The organism is Acinetobacter sp. KS-LM10 (assembly GCF_036896575.1).
GTDB classification, from domain to species: domain Bacteria; phylum Pseudomonadota; class Gammaproteobacteria; order Pseudomonadales; family Moraxellaceae; genus Acinetobacter; species Acinetobacter avistercoris.
Genome location: NZ_CP145907.1, coordinates 1 through 16,465, shown reverse-complemented (window position 1 = coordinate 16,465; position 16,465 = coordinate 1). Strand labels below are relative to the sequence as shown.

Sequence of the window (16,465 nt, the reverse complement as noted above, 5' to 3'; positions counted from 1 at the left end):
ATGATTATTATCTCAGCCGCCAAGAAATTGACGATTTGAGAGCTGAGGCTAAACACGCGGCAAAATATATGAAAGCTTTTTTCGATTTTAAGACCGAAGCTCGTTATTTATTTAGTGTGACATGGTCCGCCCAAGACGGGGAATTTATTGGACTCTGTGCCGAATTCCCGTCGCTATCCTGGCTAGATCCAGACCGTGATAAAGCACGCTCAGGCATTGAGAGACTTGTCTTTGATGTATTACAAGACATGAGTTCCACTGGAGAAGCCATACCTTAATATTTTTGGAAAAATGCCTGATTCCGCTGGATGTATTCATTCAGATTATTTGAATCTAAGCCGAATATTTGAAGTTTTTTATCGACATATTTAAAAAAGAAGCAGTAAACAATGTGCATTATCCCAAGTGCCAACGCTTCCATTTTGATAACCGGAAATAGAGCAGTCGTGTCCGTAACGAGAATTTCTAATGTGAAACGATTAAAAAAATAGATGAAAAAAGTCACCAGACTCAACAAAGTCAAAAGTGCATAGGCTTTAACACAAGCCTTGCAGTGCTTATTCATTTTTTCCAGTTTCTGAAAAGTTATAGGATTCATTTTGCTCTCTAGGCAGTTAAATTTTTAAGTGAAGAAATTTCTACCGATTCTAAATATCCAGGATTAAAAAAGGGAAAAAATTTCTGTTAGATGATCCCGTGCTTTGTAAAAAAAATATCAAAATTATAAAGAGTTGAATTCTATTAATACATTGAAATTAAACATAATTTTTAATATCGACACACATGATAGCTACCTAATGGAGCTAATTTAGGTAGCTATCATGTGTGATGCTAAGCTTTAAATTTTTTATAAAATATAAGCATTTGATTTTAAATATTATTTTGTTTATGTGGCAAAAATAAAACTCAAACATTAATATTTATAAGTTATTGAAATTAAATATAAAATTCAGATCACACATAATACCTACCTTGATGTGGAAAGAAGCTATTGTGTGTGTCGATCAGAGCATTATATGTAGAAAGGTCTCTAGTTCTTTATCCTGTCTACCCGACTTGTAATATGATTCATATATCAGCTAATTGGGAGTACGGCACTATGTCAACAGTAGATCTAATTGATGAAGATGACAATGAATCAGGTATTGCTGCCAAAGCTGCAAATGTACTTCGAGACCGCTTTATTGCCGCAGCGCAAAGAGGAACAGTGCTGTATGTAGAAAATGATAATTTAATGAGTAAAACACCGAATGGTGTGCCAATTTTGGTTAAACACTTGGACGGCCGGAATCCTGACCTTGCTTACCGACTTGCTGGGCGACGAACTTTTAAAATTAAAAAACGTAAAATTAATTCGAATTGAGGCAGGCTTTTACTCCCATTCGATCGAATTTCGAATAAGAGATGTTCTGTAAATTTAGAGTATAGCCTAACGGAACAAAATAAAGTCTTAAAAAGCAACTCAAAAACCGTATTTATAGACTTAATATTTAATTTCGGTACAATATGTATTTAATTATCTAAACTCTAACGGTACAGAATGCCTAATCAGGTCGGATATATTCGAGTCAGTTCAACTGAACAAAATACTGAACGTCAATTAGATGGAATCAGCCTGGATAAGACCTTTACTGAAAAGGCAAGCGGTGGTAGCCGTGAACGTCCTCAGTTAAATGCAATGCTCGACTATCTGCGTGAAGGTGATACGGTGCATGTTCATAGTATTGATCGTCTGGCACGTAATACAAATGATCTGAACGAAATTGTGAATAGTCTGAATGATCGTGGTATAACCATTATTTTTCATAAAGAGAATTTGACCTTCAGTCATGATGTAGCACAATCGGCAATAAATAAACTCATGTTTCAGATGCTTGCTGCATTTGCAGAGTTTGAACGCTCCATGATCCGTGAGCGTCAAAAGGAAGGAATTGCAAAAGCCAAAGCGAAGGGCTTATATAAGGGAAGAAAGCGGAAGGTTGACTATGTTGAAATACGAAAAGCAATGGCTGAAGAAAATTCAACATTTAGAGGTGTTGCAGAAAAGTTTAAAGTAGGGATAGCAACAGTACAAAGAGCTTTAAAAGAAGAAACTAATAATCAATAAGGTTGATTAATGAAGACGCTTAGATATTCAAATTTAGAAAAGATCATGACCATTTATACTGAAATTTCTACTTATATTACATTTCATAATGCGACTGGTTTAACAGATATAAATAAATCAATGGAAGATTTTTGAACCGTACCGGGTTTGTCGGAGACCAAGCTTTCTGAGAGAATGTCCCGATGAAAAAAGTAAAATATACCCCTGAAATCAGAGAAAGAGCGGTTCAATTATTGATTGAATCCGAGAAAGATTATCCATCGAATTGGGCTGCGATCACCGCTATTGCTCCCTGAGCAGTATACTGCGCAAGGGTTGTACTCCTGAAACACTACGTGTTTGGTATCAAAAATATTTAGATAAACAAAATCCAGTTAAAGTACAGCAGCTTTCAGACCAAGAACGTATCAAACAACTCGAACGCGAAAATAAAGAACTGCAACGCGCCAATGAAATTCTACGTAAAGCAGCCGCTTTTTTCGCCCAGGCGGAGCTCGACCGCCCACACAAATAATGGTGGATTTTATCCATAATAATAAAGAGCTGTACGGAGTCGAGGCGATTTGTAGAATTTTACCGATCGCACCTTCAACCTATTACCGGACTCTAGATCTCTGTGAAAATCCAGAACATCGAGCAAAGCGAGATTTACATGACTTGCATCATGCTGAGGAGATTAAACGAATTTGGAAGGAAAGTTCAGGTCGGTATGGTGTACGTAAAGTCTGGCAAAAACTGAAACGTGAAGGCTATATTATTGCGCGCTGTACTGTTGCTCGATTAATGCAAAAGCTAGGTATAAAAGGTGTTTGGCGTGGTAAGAACAAACAAACCACCCGTAGCCGAGATGATCAAAAACGAGCGGATGACTTGGTAAAACGTAATTTTACTGCTGATCATCCTGACCAACTGTGGGTGAGTGACTTTACGTATATTCAAACAAATTCAGGCTGGGTTTATACTGCATTTATTATTGATGTGTTCTCACGAGCAATTGTTGGATGGAAAGTATCGACACGGATGAATACAGATATGGTGCTCGATGCATTGGAGCAAGCATTTAGGGCGGCAGAGGGGGCTGGAACGCTGAGTGCGCCCATGCCGCATTGCGAAGCAAAAGATAATCGGATAAAATGTAGCAATTCATATTCGTAAGCGTGGAGTAATCAGATGGGAAATTCCAAGTCAGCAGACAAGTAAGCCGCAACAACCAGTATTGTTGTTGCGGCGCTCTGTAAGGCTAGTCTCATCTGATTGCTGACGAGCAGACGTCGCCCGGTATTCCTTAATCGAGGGTTGATTCGTCATGACCACCACACGCCCCGCGTGGGCCTATACGCTGCCGGCAGCACTGCTGCTGATGGCTCCTTTCGACATCCTCGCTTCACTGGCGATGGATATTTATCTCCCTGTCGTTCCAGCGATGCCCGGCATCCTGAACACGACGCCCGCTATGATCCAACTCACGTTGAGCCTCTATATGGTGATGCTCGGCGTGGGCCAGGTGATTTTTGGTCCGCTCTCAGACAGAATCGGGCGACGGCCAATTCTACTTGCGGGCGCAACGGCTTTCGTCATTGCGTCTCTGGGAGCAGCTTGGTCTTCAACTGCACCGGCCTTTGTCGCTTTCCGTCTACTTCAAGCAGTGGGCGCGTCGGCCATGCTGGTGGCGACGTTCGCGACGGTTCGCGACGTTTATGCCAACCGTCCTGAGGGTGTCGTCATCTACGGCCTTTTCAGTTCGATGCTGGCGTTCGTGCCTGCGCTCGGCCCTATCGCCGGAGCATTGATCGGCGAGTTCTTGGGATGGCAGGCGATATTCATTACTTTGGCTATACTGGCGATGCTCGCACTCCTAAATGCGGGTTTCAGGTGGCACGAAACCCGCCCTCTGGATCAAGTCAAGACGCGCCGATCTGTCTTGCCGATCTTCGCGAGTCCGGCTTTTTGGGTTTACACTGTCGGCTTTAGCGCCGGTATGGGCACCTTCTTCGTCTTCTTCTCGACGGCTCCCCGTGTGCTCATAGGCCAAGCGGAATATTCCGAGATCGGATTCAGCTTTGCCTTCGCCACTGTCGGGCTTGTAATGATCGTGACAACCCGTTTCGCGAAGTCCTTTGTCGCCAGATGGGGCATCGCAGGATGCGTGGCGCGTGGGATGGCGTTGCTTGTTTGCGGAGCGGTCCTGTTGGGGATCGGCGAACTTTACGGCTCGCCGTCATTCCTCACCTTCATCCTACCGATGTGGGTTGTCGCGGTCGGTATTGTCTTCACGGTGTCCGTTACCGCGAACGGCGCTTTGGCAGAGTTCGACGACATCGCGGGATCAGCGGTCGCGTTCTACTTCTGCGTTCAAAGCCTGATAGTCAGCATTGTCGGGACATTGGCGGTGGCACTTTTAAACGGTGACACAGCGTGGCCCGTGATCTGTTACGCCACGGCGATGGCGGTACTGGTTTCGTTGGGGCTGGTGCTCCTTCGGCTCCGTGGGGCTGCCACCGAGAAGTCGCCAGTCGTCTAACCGACGACTGGTAGCAGGCCCGCTCCGATGCGGCGCACTAACCATCGAAACCTCGTGAATGTCGGTATCCTGTCTGGCAGGATACCGCTCATTTCCCTTGTTCAGTTCATCGCCGTCGCCGAGCATCTGAATTTTCGGCATGCGGCCAAGGCACTTGGTATCAGCCAGTCGAGCGTCAGCGCGCGTGTGAAAGCGCTGGAGGATAACCTTGGTGTCCTGCTATTTGAGCGCCATGCGCGGGGCGTTCGGCTAACAGACGCAGGCAGGCACTTCATGGGGCACTGTTGCAAATAGAGATTTGAGTCGATGATGTTCCCTTTAAAAAGTACTTAGAGACCGAAAACCCTGTTGATTAGACACACTTCACCCTGAGGCTGACCATAATAAAATGACGATGCTTGTCCTTTACGTAGTGCACGCATGACTTCAATACCTTTAATTGTGGCATAAGCCGTCTTCATAGATTTGAATCCTAATGTGGCCCTGATGATCCGCTTTAGCTTGCCATGATCACATTCAATCACGTTATTTTTATACTTAATCTGCCTGTGCTCAAGGTCTGGTGGACATTTACCTTCCCGTTTTAACCGTGATAAAGCACGTCCATATGTGGGTGCTTTATCCGTGTTGATCACTTGTGGAATTTGCCACTTCTTCACATTATTTAAAATTTTTCCAAGAAAACAATAAGCTGAATGGGTATTTCGTCTAGCAGAAAGATAGAAATCAAGAGTATGGCCACGTTGGTCAACTGCACGGTATAGATATGCCCATTTGCCATTCACTTTTACGTAAGTTTCATCCAGATGCCATAAATGTCGATCTGTAGGATTACGCCAATACCAACGTAAACGTTTTTCCATTTCTGGAGCATAACGCTGAACCCAGCGATAAATTGTGGTGTGATCAACATTCACTCCACGTTCGGCCAGCATTTCCTGAAGTTCACGATAGCTGATGCCATATTTACAATACCAACGAACAGCCCAAAGAATGATTTCACCTTGAAAGTGCCGACCGTGGAAGGGATTCATCTGCTGTATCTCGAAATAAATAAGATATTTAGCTTATCATGTCAGCCTATTTGCAACAGTGCCGTTCTATGCACTGGATTTTTCTATCTGGGGCTTACAGTTCAAATTTCGAATAAGAGATTTTATGTTAAATAGGTTCGATTAAGCAGATCGTCTTCTAATTTTGAACATTGCTCATCATCAATGACTCCGGTAATACTTTGTAGCCACAACCCATCTGCTGCTAAACGAAGTAACTCTAAATCAGGATGACTATCCGTTTCTGCATGTTGAGATAATCTATTTTTTAGCCATTCCATCCAAATTTTATTAAAGGTAGGCTCTGTGATCATAGTCATTGATAACGCTGACCAAGCAGAAACCACCCCATCTATTTGATGGATAAAAGAACTATGAATATAAGCTCGTGTGAATTTACCATATTCTGTTGGATCGCGTTTAATCAAGTATTCAACTGTTTGATCTAAATCAAGAATTATTTGATTGAACATTTCTTCTATCAAATTTTTTTTATTCGGGAAATGGTGAAATACCCCCCCTTTTGTTATACCTACTGCTGTAGCAATATTTTGAATAGAAACACCAGAAATACCCTTTTGAGAAACAAGAATAGTTGCCTGTTCAAGGATGCGCTTTCGAATAACCTCTGGTTGCTTCTTTTGTTGCCGAATTTCTTTCACTTAATGACCTGCTGATTGCGAAAATAAATTAATAATTATTACGCCAGATACGATAAAACCAATTCCAATTAAAGCAGGATTATCTAGTGTCTGTTTAAAAACAAAGTAGCCAACTACAGCAGTTAGAACAATCCCAACACCAGCCCATATAGCGTATGCGATACCTAAAGGGATTGTTTTAATAACTTGTGATAATAAATAAAATGCCGTGCTAAAAAAAATAAAGACCATCACGCTTGGAAAAAGTTTTGTAAACCCTTCCGATTTAACTAAAAAACTACTTCCAATCACTTCGGAAACTATTGCAAATCCAAGTAATACATAAGCGAGTAACACACTGTTCATAAGTAATCATACCTAAAATACCAATCGGAAGGTATGTTAAATTTTCAAAAAAAAATTATCAATAATTATTTTAGATTTTCTAAAATTAACATAATACGCGTTATACGAAATGCGTTATAATTCCACTTAGAAATCAATGCTGTAGTTTCTAGTTGATAGCCCACCTTCCCCAAGGTGGGCTTTTTTTGTGATTTTTCACGTTCCACGCTTACTTCTTGAGCAATGCTCCACGGTTTTAATAAGCCCAGGTGAACAATCAGATCAGCCATATGGCTTAAAGAAGCGGCTCCAGAAGCCTCTTTTTTCCGGTTCTGGGTCTACGTGTTCAGGAACAGGGATTCGCTTGTTTTCTTTTTCAACCGGAATAGTCAATCCATCATCTTTAGGTTTGGTTTCTAGTTTTGGATCTATCGCTATATCTGTTTCAGGTTGATGATTATTAGCTGTAGTGGCTTGGGATGGTTTCATTTCAATGAGGGTCAGGAGTGTGTCGATGCGAGAATTAGCTTTTGCTTCTCTATCTTCTGCCTTTTCTAGTTGTTTCTTTAGAAACTCAATCTGATTTTTGAGTTCTTCCACTGTTTTATCATTGTATTCAGGTGTATCTAGGTTTTGTATCGGAGACATGTCAATACGTTTTGGGTGTTTTCCACCAAAAGGCTCACCATAGACACGAAGTAATTCTGAGAAGTCGATAGAACCATCATGATCACGACTTAATACTCCGTTTTTTATATCTTTGTAGAGTGTGGCCCGAGATTTTTTATACAGTGTTGCAGCATCACTAACACTGTATTTTGTACTTGTTTTCATACTGTATTACTGTGTATTTAGGAGACGTATTAAAGAATACAACAAGTGTATTCTTTAATACACTCAAGGTTTAAAGCCTAATTGCTTAAGTAACCTAAAACACCATTTCTAAAATCCTCACTGGTAAAGGTTCTATCAACAAAACGCATATCTTCTTCTGTATTTATTAAATCTCTCAAAAAGCCGAGTTGATAATCCCATTCATGATCTAATTGTATAGAGCCACTAATTTCTGAACCGTCAGAAGTCTCAATTTGGATATGAGCTGAATAACCTTTAGTATTTTTTTTAGCACTTAATAAAGCAATTGCATCAATAAGCATTTCAAATTCCTTATATGACTATAGTTTAATTATTTAGTCTCAGATTTTAATTCTGGATCCTTCACTCACTGAGAGTTTAGTTGTTAACAGCATTGTTTTTAGTAGCTGACATAAATCCCACTTTTTCTAAGTATGGATACAGTTCTTTAGCACGATGTGGATCTTGCAGCATGTCAGCTATACGAATTGCAAATTGCGGAAAGCTTTCGGTGCCTTGGGAGTACTTACTCATCTCAGGTAATTGAGAGAGTTTATTAGCAAATAAATGTCGCTGAGCCTTAGTCATTTTTGAAACAAGATCTACGGTATTTGGATCTCGTGTCGAGTTTAAATTCTGCTCTGTTTGCTTGTTTTTAAATAAAAATGAAAAGCCGTAAATTGAACGTCCTTTTTTATGTTGTTCGTATTCAACAGTGATGTCAGTGTGTTCATTAAGCTGTTTAACTGAAATATCTAGTACTCGTTTTTTTAAATCAGAAATTATCGCGTAGTCTGTTTTATCAACTCCTAATTTTTCTCTAAAATCGGCTAATTCAAAAATTGGCGTTTTACCTGTACTTCGCCACGCTATTAAAAGCTCATATAAACGGATTGCATAAGCACTACTCAGATTACTAATTTGTTCTAGCTCATATTTAGTAAAATGTTCTTCTAATCTTGTAATTAATGGAACAATGGCTGGGGAAAAAATAAGTTTAACCACGGCTTCATTCTCTATATATCTGATTTCACTAACCCATCTAGATTTAATATGTTCTATGTTTTTAGAGTTTTTTTCTTGATAGCTAAACTGACGTAAGAACAGTGCATTACAAGCATTTTTCAATGTTGTATAAGCCGTATTTCTATGAACATTAAATTGATGTGCATAACTTTCAGCATGAACAACGAGTGGGTCGTTTGTATTGATACCTTTTCCACTTTCTCTAGCTTCAACAATAGCTAATAAGATTAGTCTTTGCTCTGCTAGATCTAGGTTGTAACTAGCATTGATTAAAGCATTATCTTTGACGACAGTATTTTTCATATCTTTATTTTGACGTGATCATTTGATGTCAATATATTGACACTATATTTTGATGTCAATGATTTTTTAGGTTATGCAAGATAAACGTCCATGTATAGCAAGATAAACGTCCATGTATATTAAAAATAATAGGTTATAAAATGTCTATTTAATATATTATCTAATCTATTATTTATAATAAAAACAATAATATATATAGATATTTTAAGATAATATCTTTGATATTATGTATTTAATATTTATTAAATATCTAATATATAATCGGAATTAATAAAAATTCATTAAATACAAACACTTATTGCAATTAGGTGGTTTATAATTCAACCTTAAAATTGACATTATAATATTTGTCAATATATGCAAGATAAACGTCCATGTATAGCAAGATAAACGTCCATGTATAGCAAGATAAACGTCCATGTATAGCAAGATAAACGTCCATGTATAAGCTCTGTAACCCTTTATTTTATAGGGCTACAGAGCATCTAAAAACATTAAAAGTATTTAAAAATAATTAAAAACGTGAATCATGAAAAATTGCCCTTGGTTTTCGCTTCGCTCAAACTCTATTGAATCTCGCTTTCGCTCGATTCGAGGGGCAATTTTTTGGTTAATATTTTCGTGAGTTTTAGAAAAAGCAAAAGCAACTCGGAATTCGCTTCGCTCATAGTACTTTTTTGCTCGCTTCGCTCGGTCTAGGCTCAATTTTCTACATATGATTTACGCCTTTTTTGACTTCACAGCCTAAAAAGCTGTTTTTCAGGGAGTCTAGGCACGACTTTTTGATGTTCGCTCGTAGACACTCGCTCTGATATAACGATTAGAGGCAAAAAATAGGGGGTAGACGCGTTTTTTCACTGATTATCAAGATTACCTATATCAAATAGAGAAAATGGCTTAAAACGCAAATCAGCGCAAAATGGAAAGCAGTTTATAGTCGTACTCAGGACTTTGATCTCAGTTATTTATGTGTGATGAGGGACACACAGATTTTTAATTTCGTTCAGCAGAATCGGCTGCGTCAGGATTTTTTAAGTGAGGTCCCCACTAACCGTTTTTAAAAAGTCGGATCAAAGACTTTGATTTGACTTGTTTTCTCAAGGTTCTTGGAATTTCTGGATCCGATGCCACTCGAATCTGATCTTCTAGGTCGATTTTTACAAATGTGGCTGGAGGGTTTAGACCGCCAAGTCTATGAAGTTGCCAAACTTCATCCTCAAACCACATTCTTCCAATTCTCTTACACACTCCAACTTAATGGCGTGTCCTTTCGTTACTCATTTCAACGCTCGCCTTTCACTCGAATTGAAATGCTTCCTTTGCCATTACAGCAAAGCCCTACTAAGTCACTCTCCCACAGTTCTGTTTTCGGAAGTTGCCTCCGATTGAATAAAGACCTCTTCAAATTAAAGAGAAATCTTTAAGCAATACGGCTTCGTCATTAAACAAAACTGCTTCCCAAGTTAGTATTAAAACAGTTGTTTTCAGTTGCCTGAAAACTGGCAGAACCCGTGCCGATCTCCTACATACAACACCTACATTCCTATCTCCCCCGATCGCAGTTCCAAGTCGTATCAGGTTTATACAATGCAATATGTAGTTAATAATCATCCACGTTCACGCCTTACCCATATCGACATACACAGCCTAAAAAGCACCATGTTGACGACCTTACAGGCTTGAGCTATCCATTGATCTCGACAGCAAAACAGAATGTCTTCCGACAAATTCACTGTTCTACCTAAAATCGAGTACCGATTGCGCCAGCTTTCGCCTTGCAACCCTGACACCTCACGATGCCCTCAAAAGCCCACCTGTGGGTATAACCTACGCCCTTGTCTTTATTTTTGTTTTTGACTTGAAGCGTCTGGTTATCAGCTATTCACGAGGTTACTCATTCCGTGAGTCCTCTGACTGTCTGTTTTAATACAGGGTTTTGGCCCTTTCAGCCTAGGAGGGAAGTTACTCCCACCGCCACGTCACCGTGATCCCGTGTCCTTGTCGCCCAACTGACCTCCACCTTGGGAGTGGAGGGTGTTCATTCATCAAAATGAGTGAACAGGTAGAAAGCGGGAGTCACACCCGCCAGCCCCTAGTGTAGCCGCGCCAGCTAGAGTTTCCTCACGCACGCAGCTTCACCACTAAAGCTTCTCAAAGACTGGCAATCCTCAAGAAGGGGGAGTGTGTCTGATTCATGGGTAGGCAACCCAGGAACCAAACAGAAAAGAATTGGCTCATGGATTGGCAGTCCACGCAAAAAATCAAAGACCCTAAAAGTTTTATATTTGATCAAGTTGCGGTCGTCAAGCCCATTTTGGGGAACTGCTATTTATAGAATCTCCGAAGGTGATTCGCAATCATGCTTAAAGTCTCAAAAATTGCATTTTTGAGACTTTAAGAATTTCTTATAGAATTTTTAATAAATATCTTTTATAAATCTCTTATAGAATCACTTTATTAAAATCACTTTAAGAGTAATAAAAAAATGATTTATTACAGCTATGTTCCTAAAGATTTTACAAAACATGTCATGGGAATGATGACGAACGAATATGATCTTGTTGCTAAGAAATTCATATTGAATATGAATACTGATGAAGCAAGCCGTATGATTTCAAAATGGATTGAGCGTTATCATTTACTGGAAACAGCCCAACAAACCTATCGAAGAAGATTGAACAGTGAGCCAGTTTTTAGCTTGCTGGTTCATTTCACTTATAGTTATTTACCAGGACTGAGTGAGAGTGAATGCTGGGAAAAATTTGATAAAAATGAACCTGCTTTTTTGGTGCAAGTAGAGGCTTACCTGTTTTGTCGAACCAGTGATGCTTTCTTATTGGATGAAAAAACTCAAAAAGTTTTGAGCAAAACAGACAAACAAGATTTATTGAAGATTAACCGTAAAATCTTTGAGATCTGTCCAAGTTCAGAGTCTTTTAGTTACATTGGTGAGGTTAATCCAATCAGCTGTGGTAGATATGAACTGGTACGTCTGACCAAGCCGAAGAAAAGCATTAAAGAGCTTCAAGCCAAGAATTGGACCAATGAAAAACATGTCACAGATTGGACCTGGCGTTTGACTGATAAAGCCTATAAGGAACAACTAGAACAAGGGAAAAGGGTCGTTTTGCGGTTTCAGAGCCTGATTGAAAAAAATGCCAGTCTGGATGAGAAGAAAGCCTATTTTGAACGCCATTTCCGGGCCTTGGAGGGCTATTTAGGCTACCGTGGGGTACGTCAGCAGATCGGAAATTTGTATCACCTAGAAAAACGCTTATTCAAGGATAAATATAATCAGCCCTGGTTTGATCATGGTGCCCGGACTTTAAAACTTTCATATATGAAAAAACTGAAAAGTTCGATTGTAAATAATTCATCATATCAAGAAGCAGAAGCTCATTTTAGGAGTGTATTAACGGAAGATCTCAACAAAAAATACGAAAAATGGAAGGCGAAGTCCAATAAAACCGAGGTATAGGATGTTTTTTAAATCAATCTCAATTAACAATGGTGATAACTCATGCAGAAATATCCTGATGATTATTATCTCAGCCGCCAAGAAATTGACGATTTGAGAGCTGAGGCTAAACACGCGGCAAAATATATGAAAGCTTTTTTCGATTTTAAGACCGAAGCTCGTTATTTATTTAGTGTGACATGGTCCGCCCAAGACGGGGAATTTATTGGACTCTGTGCCGAATTCCCGTCGCTATCCTGGCTAGATCCAGACCGTGATAAAGCACGCTCAGGCATTGAGAGACTTGTCTTTGATGTATTACAAGACATGAGTTCCACTGGAGAAGCCATACCTTAATATTTTTGGAAAAATGCCTGATTCCGCTGGATGTATTCATTCAGATTATTTGAATCTAAGCCGAATATTTGAAGTTTTTTATCGACATATTTAAAAAAGAAGCAGTAAACAATGTGCATTATCCCAAGTGCCAACGCTTCCATTTTGATAACCGGAAATAGAGCAGTCGTGTCCGTAACGAGAATTTCTAATGTGAAACGATTAAAAAAATAGATGAAAAAAGTCACCAGACTCAACAAAGTCAAAAGTGCATAGGCTTTAACACAAGCCTTGCAGTGCTTATTCATTTTTTCCAGTTTCTGAAAAGTTATAGGATTCATTTTGCTCTCTAGGCAGTTAAATTTTTAAGTGAAGAAATTTCTACCGATTCTAAATATCCAGGATTAAAAAAGGGAAAAAATTTCTGTTAGATGATCCCGTGCTTTGTAAAAAAAATATCAAAATTATAAAGAGTTGAATTCTATTAATACATTGAAATTAAACATAATTTTTAATATCGACACACATGATAGCTACCTAATGGAGCTAATTTAGGTAGCTATCATGTGTGATGCTAAGCTTTAAATTTTTTATAAAATATAAGCATTTGATTTTAAATATTATTTTGTTTATGTGGCAAAAATAAAACTCAAACATTAATATTTATAAGTTATTGAAATTAAATATAAAATTCAGATCACACATAATACCTACCTTGATGTGGAAAGAAGCTATTGTGTGTGTCGATCAGAGCATTATATGTAGAAAGGTCTCTAGTTCTTTATCCTGTCTACCCGACTTGTAATATGATTCATATATCAGCTAATTGGGAGTACGGCACTATGTCAACAGTAGATCTAATTGATGAAGATGACAATGAATCAGGTATTGCTGCCAAAGCTGCAAATGTACTTCGAGACCGCTTTATTGCCGCAGCGCAAAGAGGAACAGTGCTGTATGTAGAAAATGATAATTTAATGAGTAAAACACCGAATGGTGTGCCAATTTTGGTTAAACACTTGGACGGCCGGAATCCTGACCTTGCTTACCGACTTGCTGGGCGACGAACTTTTAAAATTAAAAAACGTAAAATTAATTCGAATTGAGGCAGGCTTTTACTCCCATTCGATCGAATTTCGAATAAGAGATGTTCTGTAAATTTAGAGTATAGCCTAACGGAACAAAATAAAGTCTTAAAAAGCAACTCAAAAACCGTATTTATAGACTTAATATTTAATTTCGGTACAATATGTATTTAATTATCTAAACTCTAACGGTACAGAATGCCTAATCAGGTCGGATATATTCGAGTCAGTTCAACTGAACAAAATACTGAACGTCAATTAGATGGAATCAGCCTGGATAAGACCTTTACTGAAAAGGCAAGCGGTGGTAGCCGTGAACGTCCTCAGTTAAATGCAATGCTCGACTATCTGCGTGAAGGTGATACGGTGCATGTTCATAGTATTGATCGTCTGGCACGTAATACAAATGATCTGAACGAAATTGTGAATAGTCTGAATGATCGTGGTATAACCATTATTTTTCATAAAGAGAATTTGACCTTCAGTCATGATGTAGCACAATCGGCAATAAATAAACTCATGTTTCAGATGCTTGCTGCATTTGCAGAGTTTGAACGCTCCATGATCCGTGAGCGTCAAAAGGAAGGAATTGCAAAAGCCAAAGCGAAGGGCTTATATAAGGGAAGAAAGCGGAAGGTTGACTATGTTGAAATACGAAAAGCAATGGCTGAAGAAAATTCAACATTTAGAGGTGTTGCAGAAAAGTTTAAAGTAGGGATAGCAACAGTACAAAGAGCTTTAAAAGAAGAAACTAATAATCAATAAGGTTGATTAATGAAGACGCTTAGATATTCAAATTTAGAAAAGATCATGACCATTTATACTGAAATTTCTACTTATATTACATTTCATAATGCGACTGGTTTAACAGATATAAATAAATCAATGGAAGATTTTTGAACCGTACCGGGTTTGTCGGAGACCAAGCTTTCTGAGAGAATGTCCCGATGAAAAAAGTAAAATATACCCCTGAAATCAGAGAAAGAGCGGTTCAATTATTGATTGAATCCGAGAAAGATTATCCATCGAATTGGGCTGCGATCACCGCTATTGCTCCCTGAGCAGTATACTGCGCAAGGGTTGTACTCCTGAAACACTACGTGTTTGGTATCAAAAATATTTAGATAAACAAAATCCAGTTAAAGTACAGCAGCTTTCAGACCAAGAACGTATCAAACAACTCGAACGCGAAAATAAAGAACTGCAACGCGCCAATGAAATTCTACGTAAAGCAGCCGCTTTTTTCGCCCAGGCGGAGCTCGACCGCCCACACAAATAATGGTGGATTTTATCCATAATAATAAAGAGCTGTACGGAGTCGAGGCGATTTGTAGAATTTTACCGATCGCACCTTCAACCTATTACCGGACTCTAGATCTCTGTGAAAATCCAGAACATCGAGCAAAGCGAGATTTACATGACTTGCATCATGCTGAGGAGATTAAACGAATTTGGAAGGAAAGTTCAGGTCGGTATGGTGTACGTAAAGTCTGGCAAAAACTGAAACGTGAAGGCTATATTATTGCGCGCTGTACTGTTGCTCGATTAATGCAAAAGCTAGGTATAAAAGGTGTTTGGCGTGGTAAGAACAAACAAACCACCCGTAGCCGAGATGATCAAAAACGAGCGGATGACTTGGTAAAACGTAATTTTACTGCTGATCATCCTGACCAACTGTGGGTGAGTGACTTTACGTATATTCAAACAAATTCAGGCTGGGTTTATACTGCATTTATTATTGATGTGTTCTCACGAGCAATTGTTGGATGGAAAGTATCGACACGGATGAATACAGATATGGTGCTCGATGCATTGGAGCAAGCATTTAGGGCGGCAGAGGGGGCTGGAACGCTGAGTGCGCCCATGCCGCATTGCGAAGCAAAAGATAATCGGATAAAATGTAGCAATTCATATTCGTAAGCGTGGAGTAATCAGATGGGAAATTCCAAGTCAGCAGACAAGTAAGCCGCAACAACCAGTATTGTTGTTGCGGCGCTCTGTAAGGCTAGTCTCATCTGATTGCTGACGAGCAGACGTCGCCCGGTATTCCTTAATCGAGGGTTGATTCGTCATGACCACCACACGCCCCGCGTGGGCCTATACGCTGCCGGCAGCACTGCTGCTGATGGCTCCTTTCGACATCCTCGCTTCACTGGCGATGGATATTTATCTCCCTGTCGTTCCAGCGATGCCCGGCATCCTGAACACGACGCCCGCTATGATCCAACTCACGTTGAGCCTCTATATGGTGATGCTCGGCGTGGGCCAGGTGATTTTTGGTCCGCTCTCAGACAGAATCGGGCGACGGCCAATTCTACTTGCGGGCGCAACGGCTTTCGTCATTGCGTCTCTGGGAGCAGCTTGGTCTTCAACTGCACCGGCCTTTGTCGCTTTCCGTCTACTTCAAGCAGTGGGCGCGTCGGCCATGCTGGTGGCGACGTTCGCGACGGTTCGCGACGTTTATGCCAACCGTCCTGAGGGTGTCGTCATCTACGGCCTTTTCAGTTCGATGCTGGCGTTCGTGCCTGCGCTCGGCCCTATCGCCGGAGCATTGATCGGCGAGTTCTTGGGATGGCAGGCGATATTCATTACTTTGGCTATACTGGCGATGCTCGCACTCCTAAATGCGGGTTTCAGGTGGCACGAAACCCGCCCTCTGGATCAAGTCAAGACGCGCCGATCTGTCTTGCCGATCTTCGCGAGTCCGGCTTTTTGGGTTTACACTGTCGGCTTTAGC

At 40.1% G+C, this 16,465-nt stretch carries 20 protein-coding genes, 2 pseudogenes and 2 other annotated features; of the genes and pseudogenes, 12 read left to right on the top strand and 10 right to left on the bottom strand.

The window, feature by feature from the left end; translation table 11 throughout:
• Window positions 1–68 precede the first annotated feature (68 nt).
• On the top strand, window positions 69–278 hold the full coding sequence (locus V5M36_RS15945) for a hypothetical protein (RefSeq protein ID WP_005404800.1): 210 nt from the start codon (window positions 69–71) through the stop codon (window positions 276–278).
• Here the strand turns inward: V5M36_RS15945 and V5M36_RS15940 are convergent.
• Window positions 275–598 (bottom strand): hypothetical protein, encoded by a 324-nt coding sequence (locus V5M36_RS15940; RefSeq protein WP_104442387.1) that lies wholly within the window; start codon window positions 596–598, stop codon window positions 275–277. The two genes, V5M36_RS15945 and V5M36_RS15940, sit on opposite strands and share 4 nt — an antisense overlap.
• A 501-nt stretch (window positions 599–1,099) precedes the next feature.
• Between V5M36_RS15940 and V5M36_RS15935 the strand changes: the two genes are divergently transcribed.
• The 5 genes and pseudogenes from V5M36_RS15935 to V5M36_RS15915 all read left to right on the top strand — a co-directional run bounded on the left by V5M36_RS15935 (window position 1,100) and on the right by V5M36_RS15915 (window position 4,922).
• Window positions 1,100–1,363 (top strand): hypothetical protein, encoded by a 264-nt coding sequence (locus V5M36_RS15935; RefSeq protein ID WP_127801456.1) that lies wholly within the window; start codon window positions 1,100–1,102, stop codon window positions 1,361–1,363.
• A gap of 177 nt (window positions 1,364–1,540) precedes the next feature.
• Window positions 1,541–2,107 (top strand): recombinase family protein, encoded by a 567-nt coding sequence (locus tag V5M36_RS15930; RefSeq protein WP_006581699.1) that lies wholly within the window; start codon window positions 1,541–1,543, stop codon window positions 2,105–2,107.
• 182 nt (window positions 2,108–2,289) lie between these two features.
• Window positions 2,290–3,262, top strand: a pseudogene (locus V5M36_RS15925) (IS3 family transposase).
• Window positions 2,579–2,695: a sequence feature (AL1L pseudoknot), on the top strand. It overlaps the preceding pseudogene by 117 nt.
• Before the next feature lie 151 nt (window positions 3,263–3,413).
• Window positions 3,414–4,628 carry a chloramphenicol/florfenicol efflux MFS transporter FloR gene (gene floR, locus V5M36_RS15920; protein ID WP_066679304.1) on the top strand — a complete coding sequence of 405 codons (1,215 nt, stop codon included), beginning with the start codon at window positions 3,414–3,416 and terminating at the stop codon, window positions 4,626–4,628.
• A 27-nt stretch (window positions 4,629–4,655) separates the two neighbouring features.
• Entirely contained in the window at window positions 4,656–4,922 is a 267-nt protein-coding gene (locus tag V5M36_RS15915) for a LysR family transcriptional regulator (protein ID WP_077170324.1), read from the top strand.
• A gap of 35 nt (window positions 4,923–4,957) precedes the next feature.
• Here the strand turns inward: V5M36_RS15915 and V5M36_RS15910 are convergent, their stop codons facing one another.
• The 8 genes from V5M36_RS15910 to V5M36_RS15875 all read right to left on the bottom strand — a co-directional run bounded on the left by V5M36_RS15910 (window position 4,958) and on the right by V5M36_RS15875 (window position 10,077).
• Window positions 4,958–5,662 (bottom strand): IS6 family transposase, encoded by a 705-nt coding sequence (locus tag V5M36_RS15910; RefSeq protein ID WP_005028420.1) that lies wholly within the window; start codon window positions 5,660–5,662, stop codon window positions 4,958–4,960.
• A gap of 122 nt (window positions 5,663–5,784) precedes the next feature.
• On the bottom strand, window positions 5,785–6,342 hold the full coding sequence (locus V5M36_RS15905; protein WP_005146114.1) for a TetR/AcrR family transcriptional regulator: 558 nt from the start codon (window positions 6,340–6,342) through the stop codon (window positions 5,785–5,787).
• Complete coding sequence (locus tag V5M36_RS15900; protein WP_005146112.1) at window positions 6,343–6,687, bottom strand: SMR family transporter; 345 nt, start codon at window positions 6,685–6,687, stop codon at window positions 6,343–6,345.
• A gap of 65 nt (window positions 6,688–6,752) precedes the next feature.
• The gene (locus V5M36_RS15895; RefSeq protein ID WP_338564337.1) at window positions 6,753–6,956 is read right to left on the bottom strand and encodes a hypothetical protein; all 204 of its coding nucleotides are present in this window, start codon (window positions 6,954–6,956) and stop codon (window positions 6,753–6,755) included.
• Window positions 6,949–7,500, bottom strand: a complete 552-nt coding sequence (locus V5M36_RS15890; protein WP_005404788.1) for a plasmid replication DNA-binding protein — start codon at window positions 7,498–7,500, stop codon at window positions 6,949–6,951. Before V5M36_RS15890 ends, V5M36_RS15895 begins: the two co-directional genes overlap by 8 nt.
• 77 nt (window positions 7,501–7,577) lie before the next feature.
• Window positions 7,578–7,823 (bottom strand): hypothetical protein, encoded by a 246-nt coding sequence (locus V5M36_RS15885; protein ID WP_005404787.1) that lies wholly within the window; start codon window positions 7,821–7,823, stop codon window positions 7,578–7,580.
• A gap of 76 nt (window positions 7,824–7,899) precedes the next feature.
• Entirely contained in the window at window positions 7,900–8,850 is a 951-nt protein-coding gene (gene repM / locus V5M36_RS15880; protein ID WP_005404786.1) for a replication initiation protein RepM, read from the bottom strand.
• Between the two features lie 1,047 nt (window positions 8,851–9,897).
• Window positions 9,898–10,077, bottom strand: a complete 180-nt coding sequence (locus tag V5M36_RS15875; protein ID WP_005404785.1) for a hypothetical protein — start codon at window positions 10,075–10,077, stop codon at window positions 9,898–9,900.
• A 1,258-nt stretch (window positions 10,078–11,335) separates the two neighbouring features.
• On the opposite strand from V5M36_RS15875, the gene V5M36_RS15870 reads away from it, so the two are divergent.
• Both V5M36_RS15870 and V5M36_RS15865 read left to right on the top strand, forming a co-directional pair.
• On the top strand, window positions 11,336–12,328 hold the full coding sequence (locus V5M36_RS15870) for a hypothetical protein (protein WP_227554861.1): 993 nt from the start codon (window positions 11,336–11,338) through the stop codon (window positions 12,326–12,328).
• Window positions 12,329–12,454: 126 nt separating this feature from the next.
• On the top strand, window positions 12,455–12,664 hold the full coding sequence (locus V5M36_RS15865) for a hypothetical protein (protein ID WP_005404800.1): 210 nt from the start codon (window positions 12,455–12,457) through the stop codon (window positions 12,662–12,664).
• Here V5M36_RS15865 and V5M36_RS15860 read toward each other — a convergent pair.
• On the bottom strand, window positions 12,661–12,984 hold the full coding sequence (locus V5M36_RS15860; protein ID WP_104442387.1) for a hypothetical protein: 324 nt from the start codon (window positions 12,982–12,984) through the stop codon (window positions 12,661–12,663). The genes V5M36_RS15865 and V5M36_RS15860 overlap by 4 nt on opposite strands.
• Before the next feature lie 501 nt (window positions 12,985–13,485).
• On the opposite strand from V5M36_RS15860, the gene V5M36_RS15855 reads away from it, so the two are divergent.
• The 4 genes and pseudogenes from V5M36_RS15855 to V5M36_RS15840 all read left to right on the top strand — a co-directional run.
• Window positions 13,486–13,749, top strand: a complete 264-nt coding sequence (locus V5M36_RS15855; RefSeq protein ID WP_127801456.1) for a hypothetical protein — start codon at window positions 13,486–13,488, stop codon at window positions 13,747–13,749.
• Between the two features lie 177 nt (window positions 13,750–13,926).
• Window positions 13,927–14,493: a recombinase family protein gene (locus V5M36_RS15850; protein WP_006581699.1), complete on the top strand. Its 567-nt coding sequence runs from the start codon at window positions 13,927–13,929 to the stop codon at window positions 14,491–14,493.
• Window positions 14,494–14,675: 182 nt separating this feature from the next.
• Window positions 14,676–15,648: pseudogene (locus tag V5M36_RS15845) on the top strand (IS3 family transposase).
• Window positions 14,965–15,081 (top strand) — a sequence feature (AL1L pseudoknot). (Overlaps the previous pseudogene by 117 nt.)
• A 151-nt stretch (window positions 15,649–15,799) precedes the next feature.
• Window positions 15,800–16,465, top strand: a 666-nt coding sequence (locus tag V5M36_RS15840) for a Bcr/CflA family efflux MFS transporter (RefSeq protein WP_338564328.1), incomplete at its 3' end; no start/stop codon positions are given.

Excerpts from the sequence above, each read along its gene's own strand:
- V5M36_RS15945 (WP_005404800.1), top strand. The coding sequence starts at position 69 with ATGAAAGCTTTTTTCGATTTTAAGACCGAAGCTCGTTATTTATTTAGT.
- V5M36_RS15940 (WP_104442387.1), bottom strand. The coding sequence starts at position 598 with ATGAATCCTATAACTTTTCAGAAACTGGAAAAAATGAATAAGCACTGC.
- V5M36_RS15935 (WP_127801456.1), top strand. The coding sequence starts at position 1,100 with ATGTCAACAGTAGATCTAATTGATGAAGATGACAATGAATCAGGTATT.
- V5M36_RS15930 (WP_006581699.1), top strand. The coding sequence starts at position 1,541 with ATGCCTAATCAGGTCGGATATATTCGAGTCAGTTCAACTGAACAAAAT.
- floR (WP_066679304.1), top strand. The coding sequence starts at position 3,414 with ATGACCACCACACGCCCCGCGTGGGCCTATACGCTGCCGGCAGCACTG.
- V5M36_RS15915 (WP_077170324.1), top strand. The coding sequence starts at position 4,656 with ATGCGGCGCACTAACCATCGAAACCTCGTGAATGTCGGTATCCTGTCT.
- V5M36_RS15910 (WP_005028420.1), bottom strand. The coding sequence starts at position 5,662 with ATGAATCCCTTCCACGGTCGGCACTTTCAAGGTGAAATCATTCTTTGG.
- V5M36_RS15900 (WP_005146112.1), bottom strand. The coding sequence starts at position 6,687 with ATGAACAGTGTGTTACTCGCTTATGTATTACTTGGATTTGCAATAGTT.
- V5M36_RS15895 (WP_338564337.1), bottom strand. The coding sequence starts at position 6,956 with ATGGCTGATCTGATTGTTCACCTGGGCTTATTAAAACCGTGGAGCATT.
- V5M36_RS15890 (WP_005404788.1), bottom strand. The coding sequence starts at position 7,500 with ATGAAAACAAGTACAAAATACAGTGTTAGTGATGCTGCAACACTGTAT.
- V5M36_RS15885 (WP_005404787.1), bottom strand. The coding sequence starts at position 7,823 with ATGCTTATTGATGCAATTGCTTTATTAAGTGCTAAAAAAAATACTAAA.
- repM (WP_005404786.1), bottom strand. The coding sequence starts at position 8,850 with ATGAAAAATACTGTCGTCAAAGATAATGCTTTAATCAATGCTAGTTAC.
- V5M36_RS15875 (WP_005404785.1), bottom strand. The coding sequence starts at position 10,077 with ATGTGGTTTGAGGATGAAGTTTGGCAACTTCATAGACTTGGCGGTCTA.
- V5M36_RS15870 (WP_227554861.1), top strand. The coding sequence starts at position 11,336 with ATGATTTATTACAGCTATGTTCCTAAAGATTTTACAAAACATGTCATG.
- V5M36_RS15865 (WP_005404800.1), top strand. The coding sequence starts at position 12,455 with ATGAAAGCTTTTTTCGATTTTAAGACCGAAGCTCGTTATTTATTTAGT.
- V5M36_RS15860 (WP_104442387.1), bottom strand. The coding sequence starts at position 12,984 with ATGAATCCTATAACTTTTCAGAAACTGGAAAAAATGAATAAGCACTGC.
- V5M36_RS15855 (WP_127801456.1), top strand. The coding sequence starts at position 13,486 with ATGTCAACAGTAGATCTAATTGATGAAGATGACAATGAATCAGGTATT.
- V5M36_RS15850 (WP_006581699.1), top strand. The coding sequence starts at position 13,927 with ATGCCTAATCAGGTCGGATATATTCGAGTCAGTTCAACTGAACAAAAT.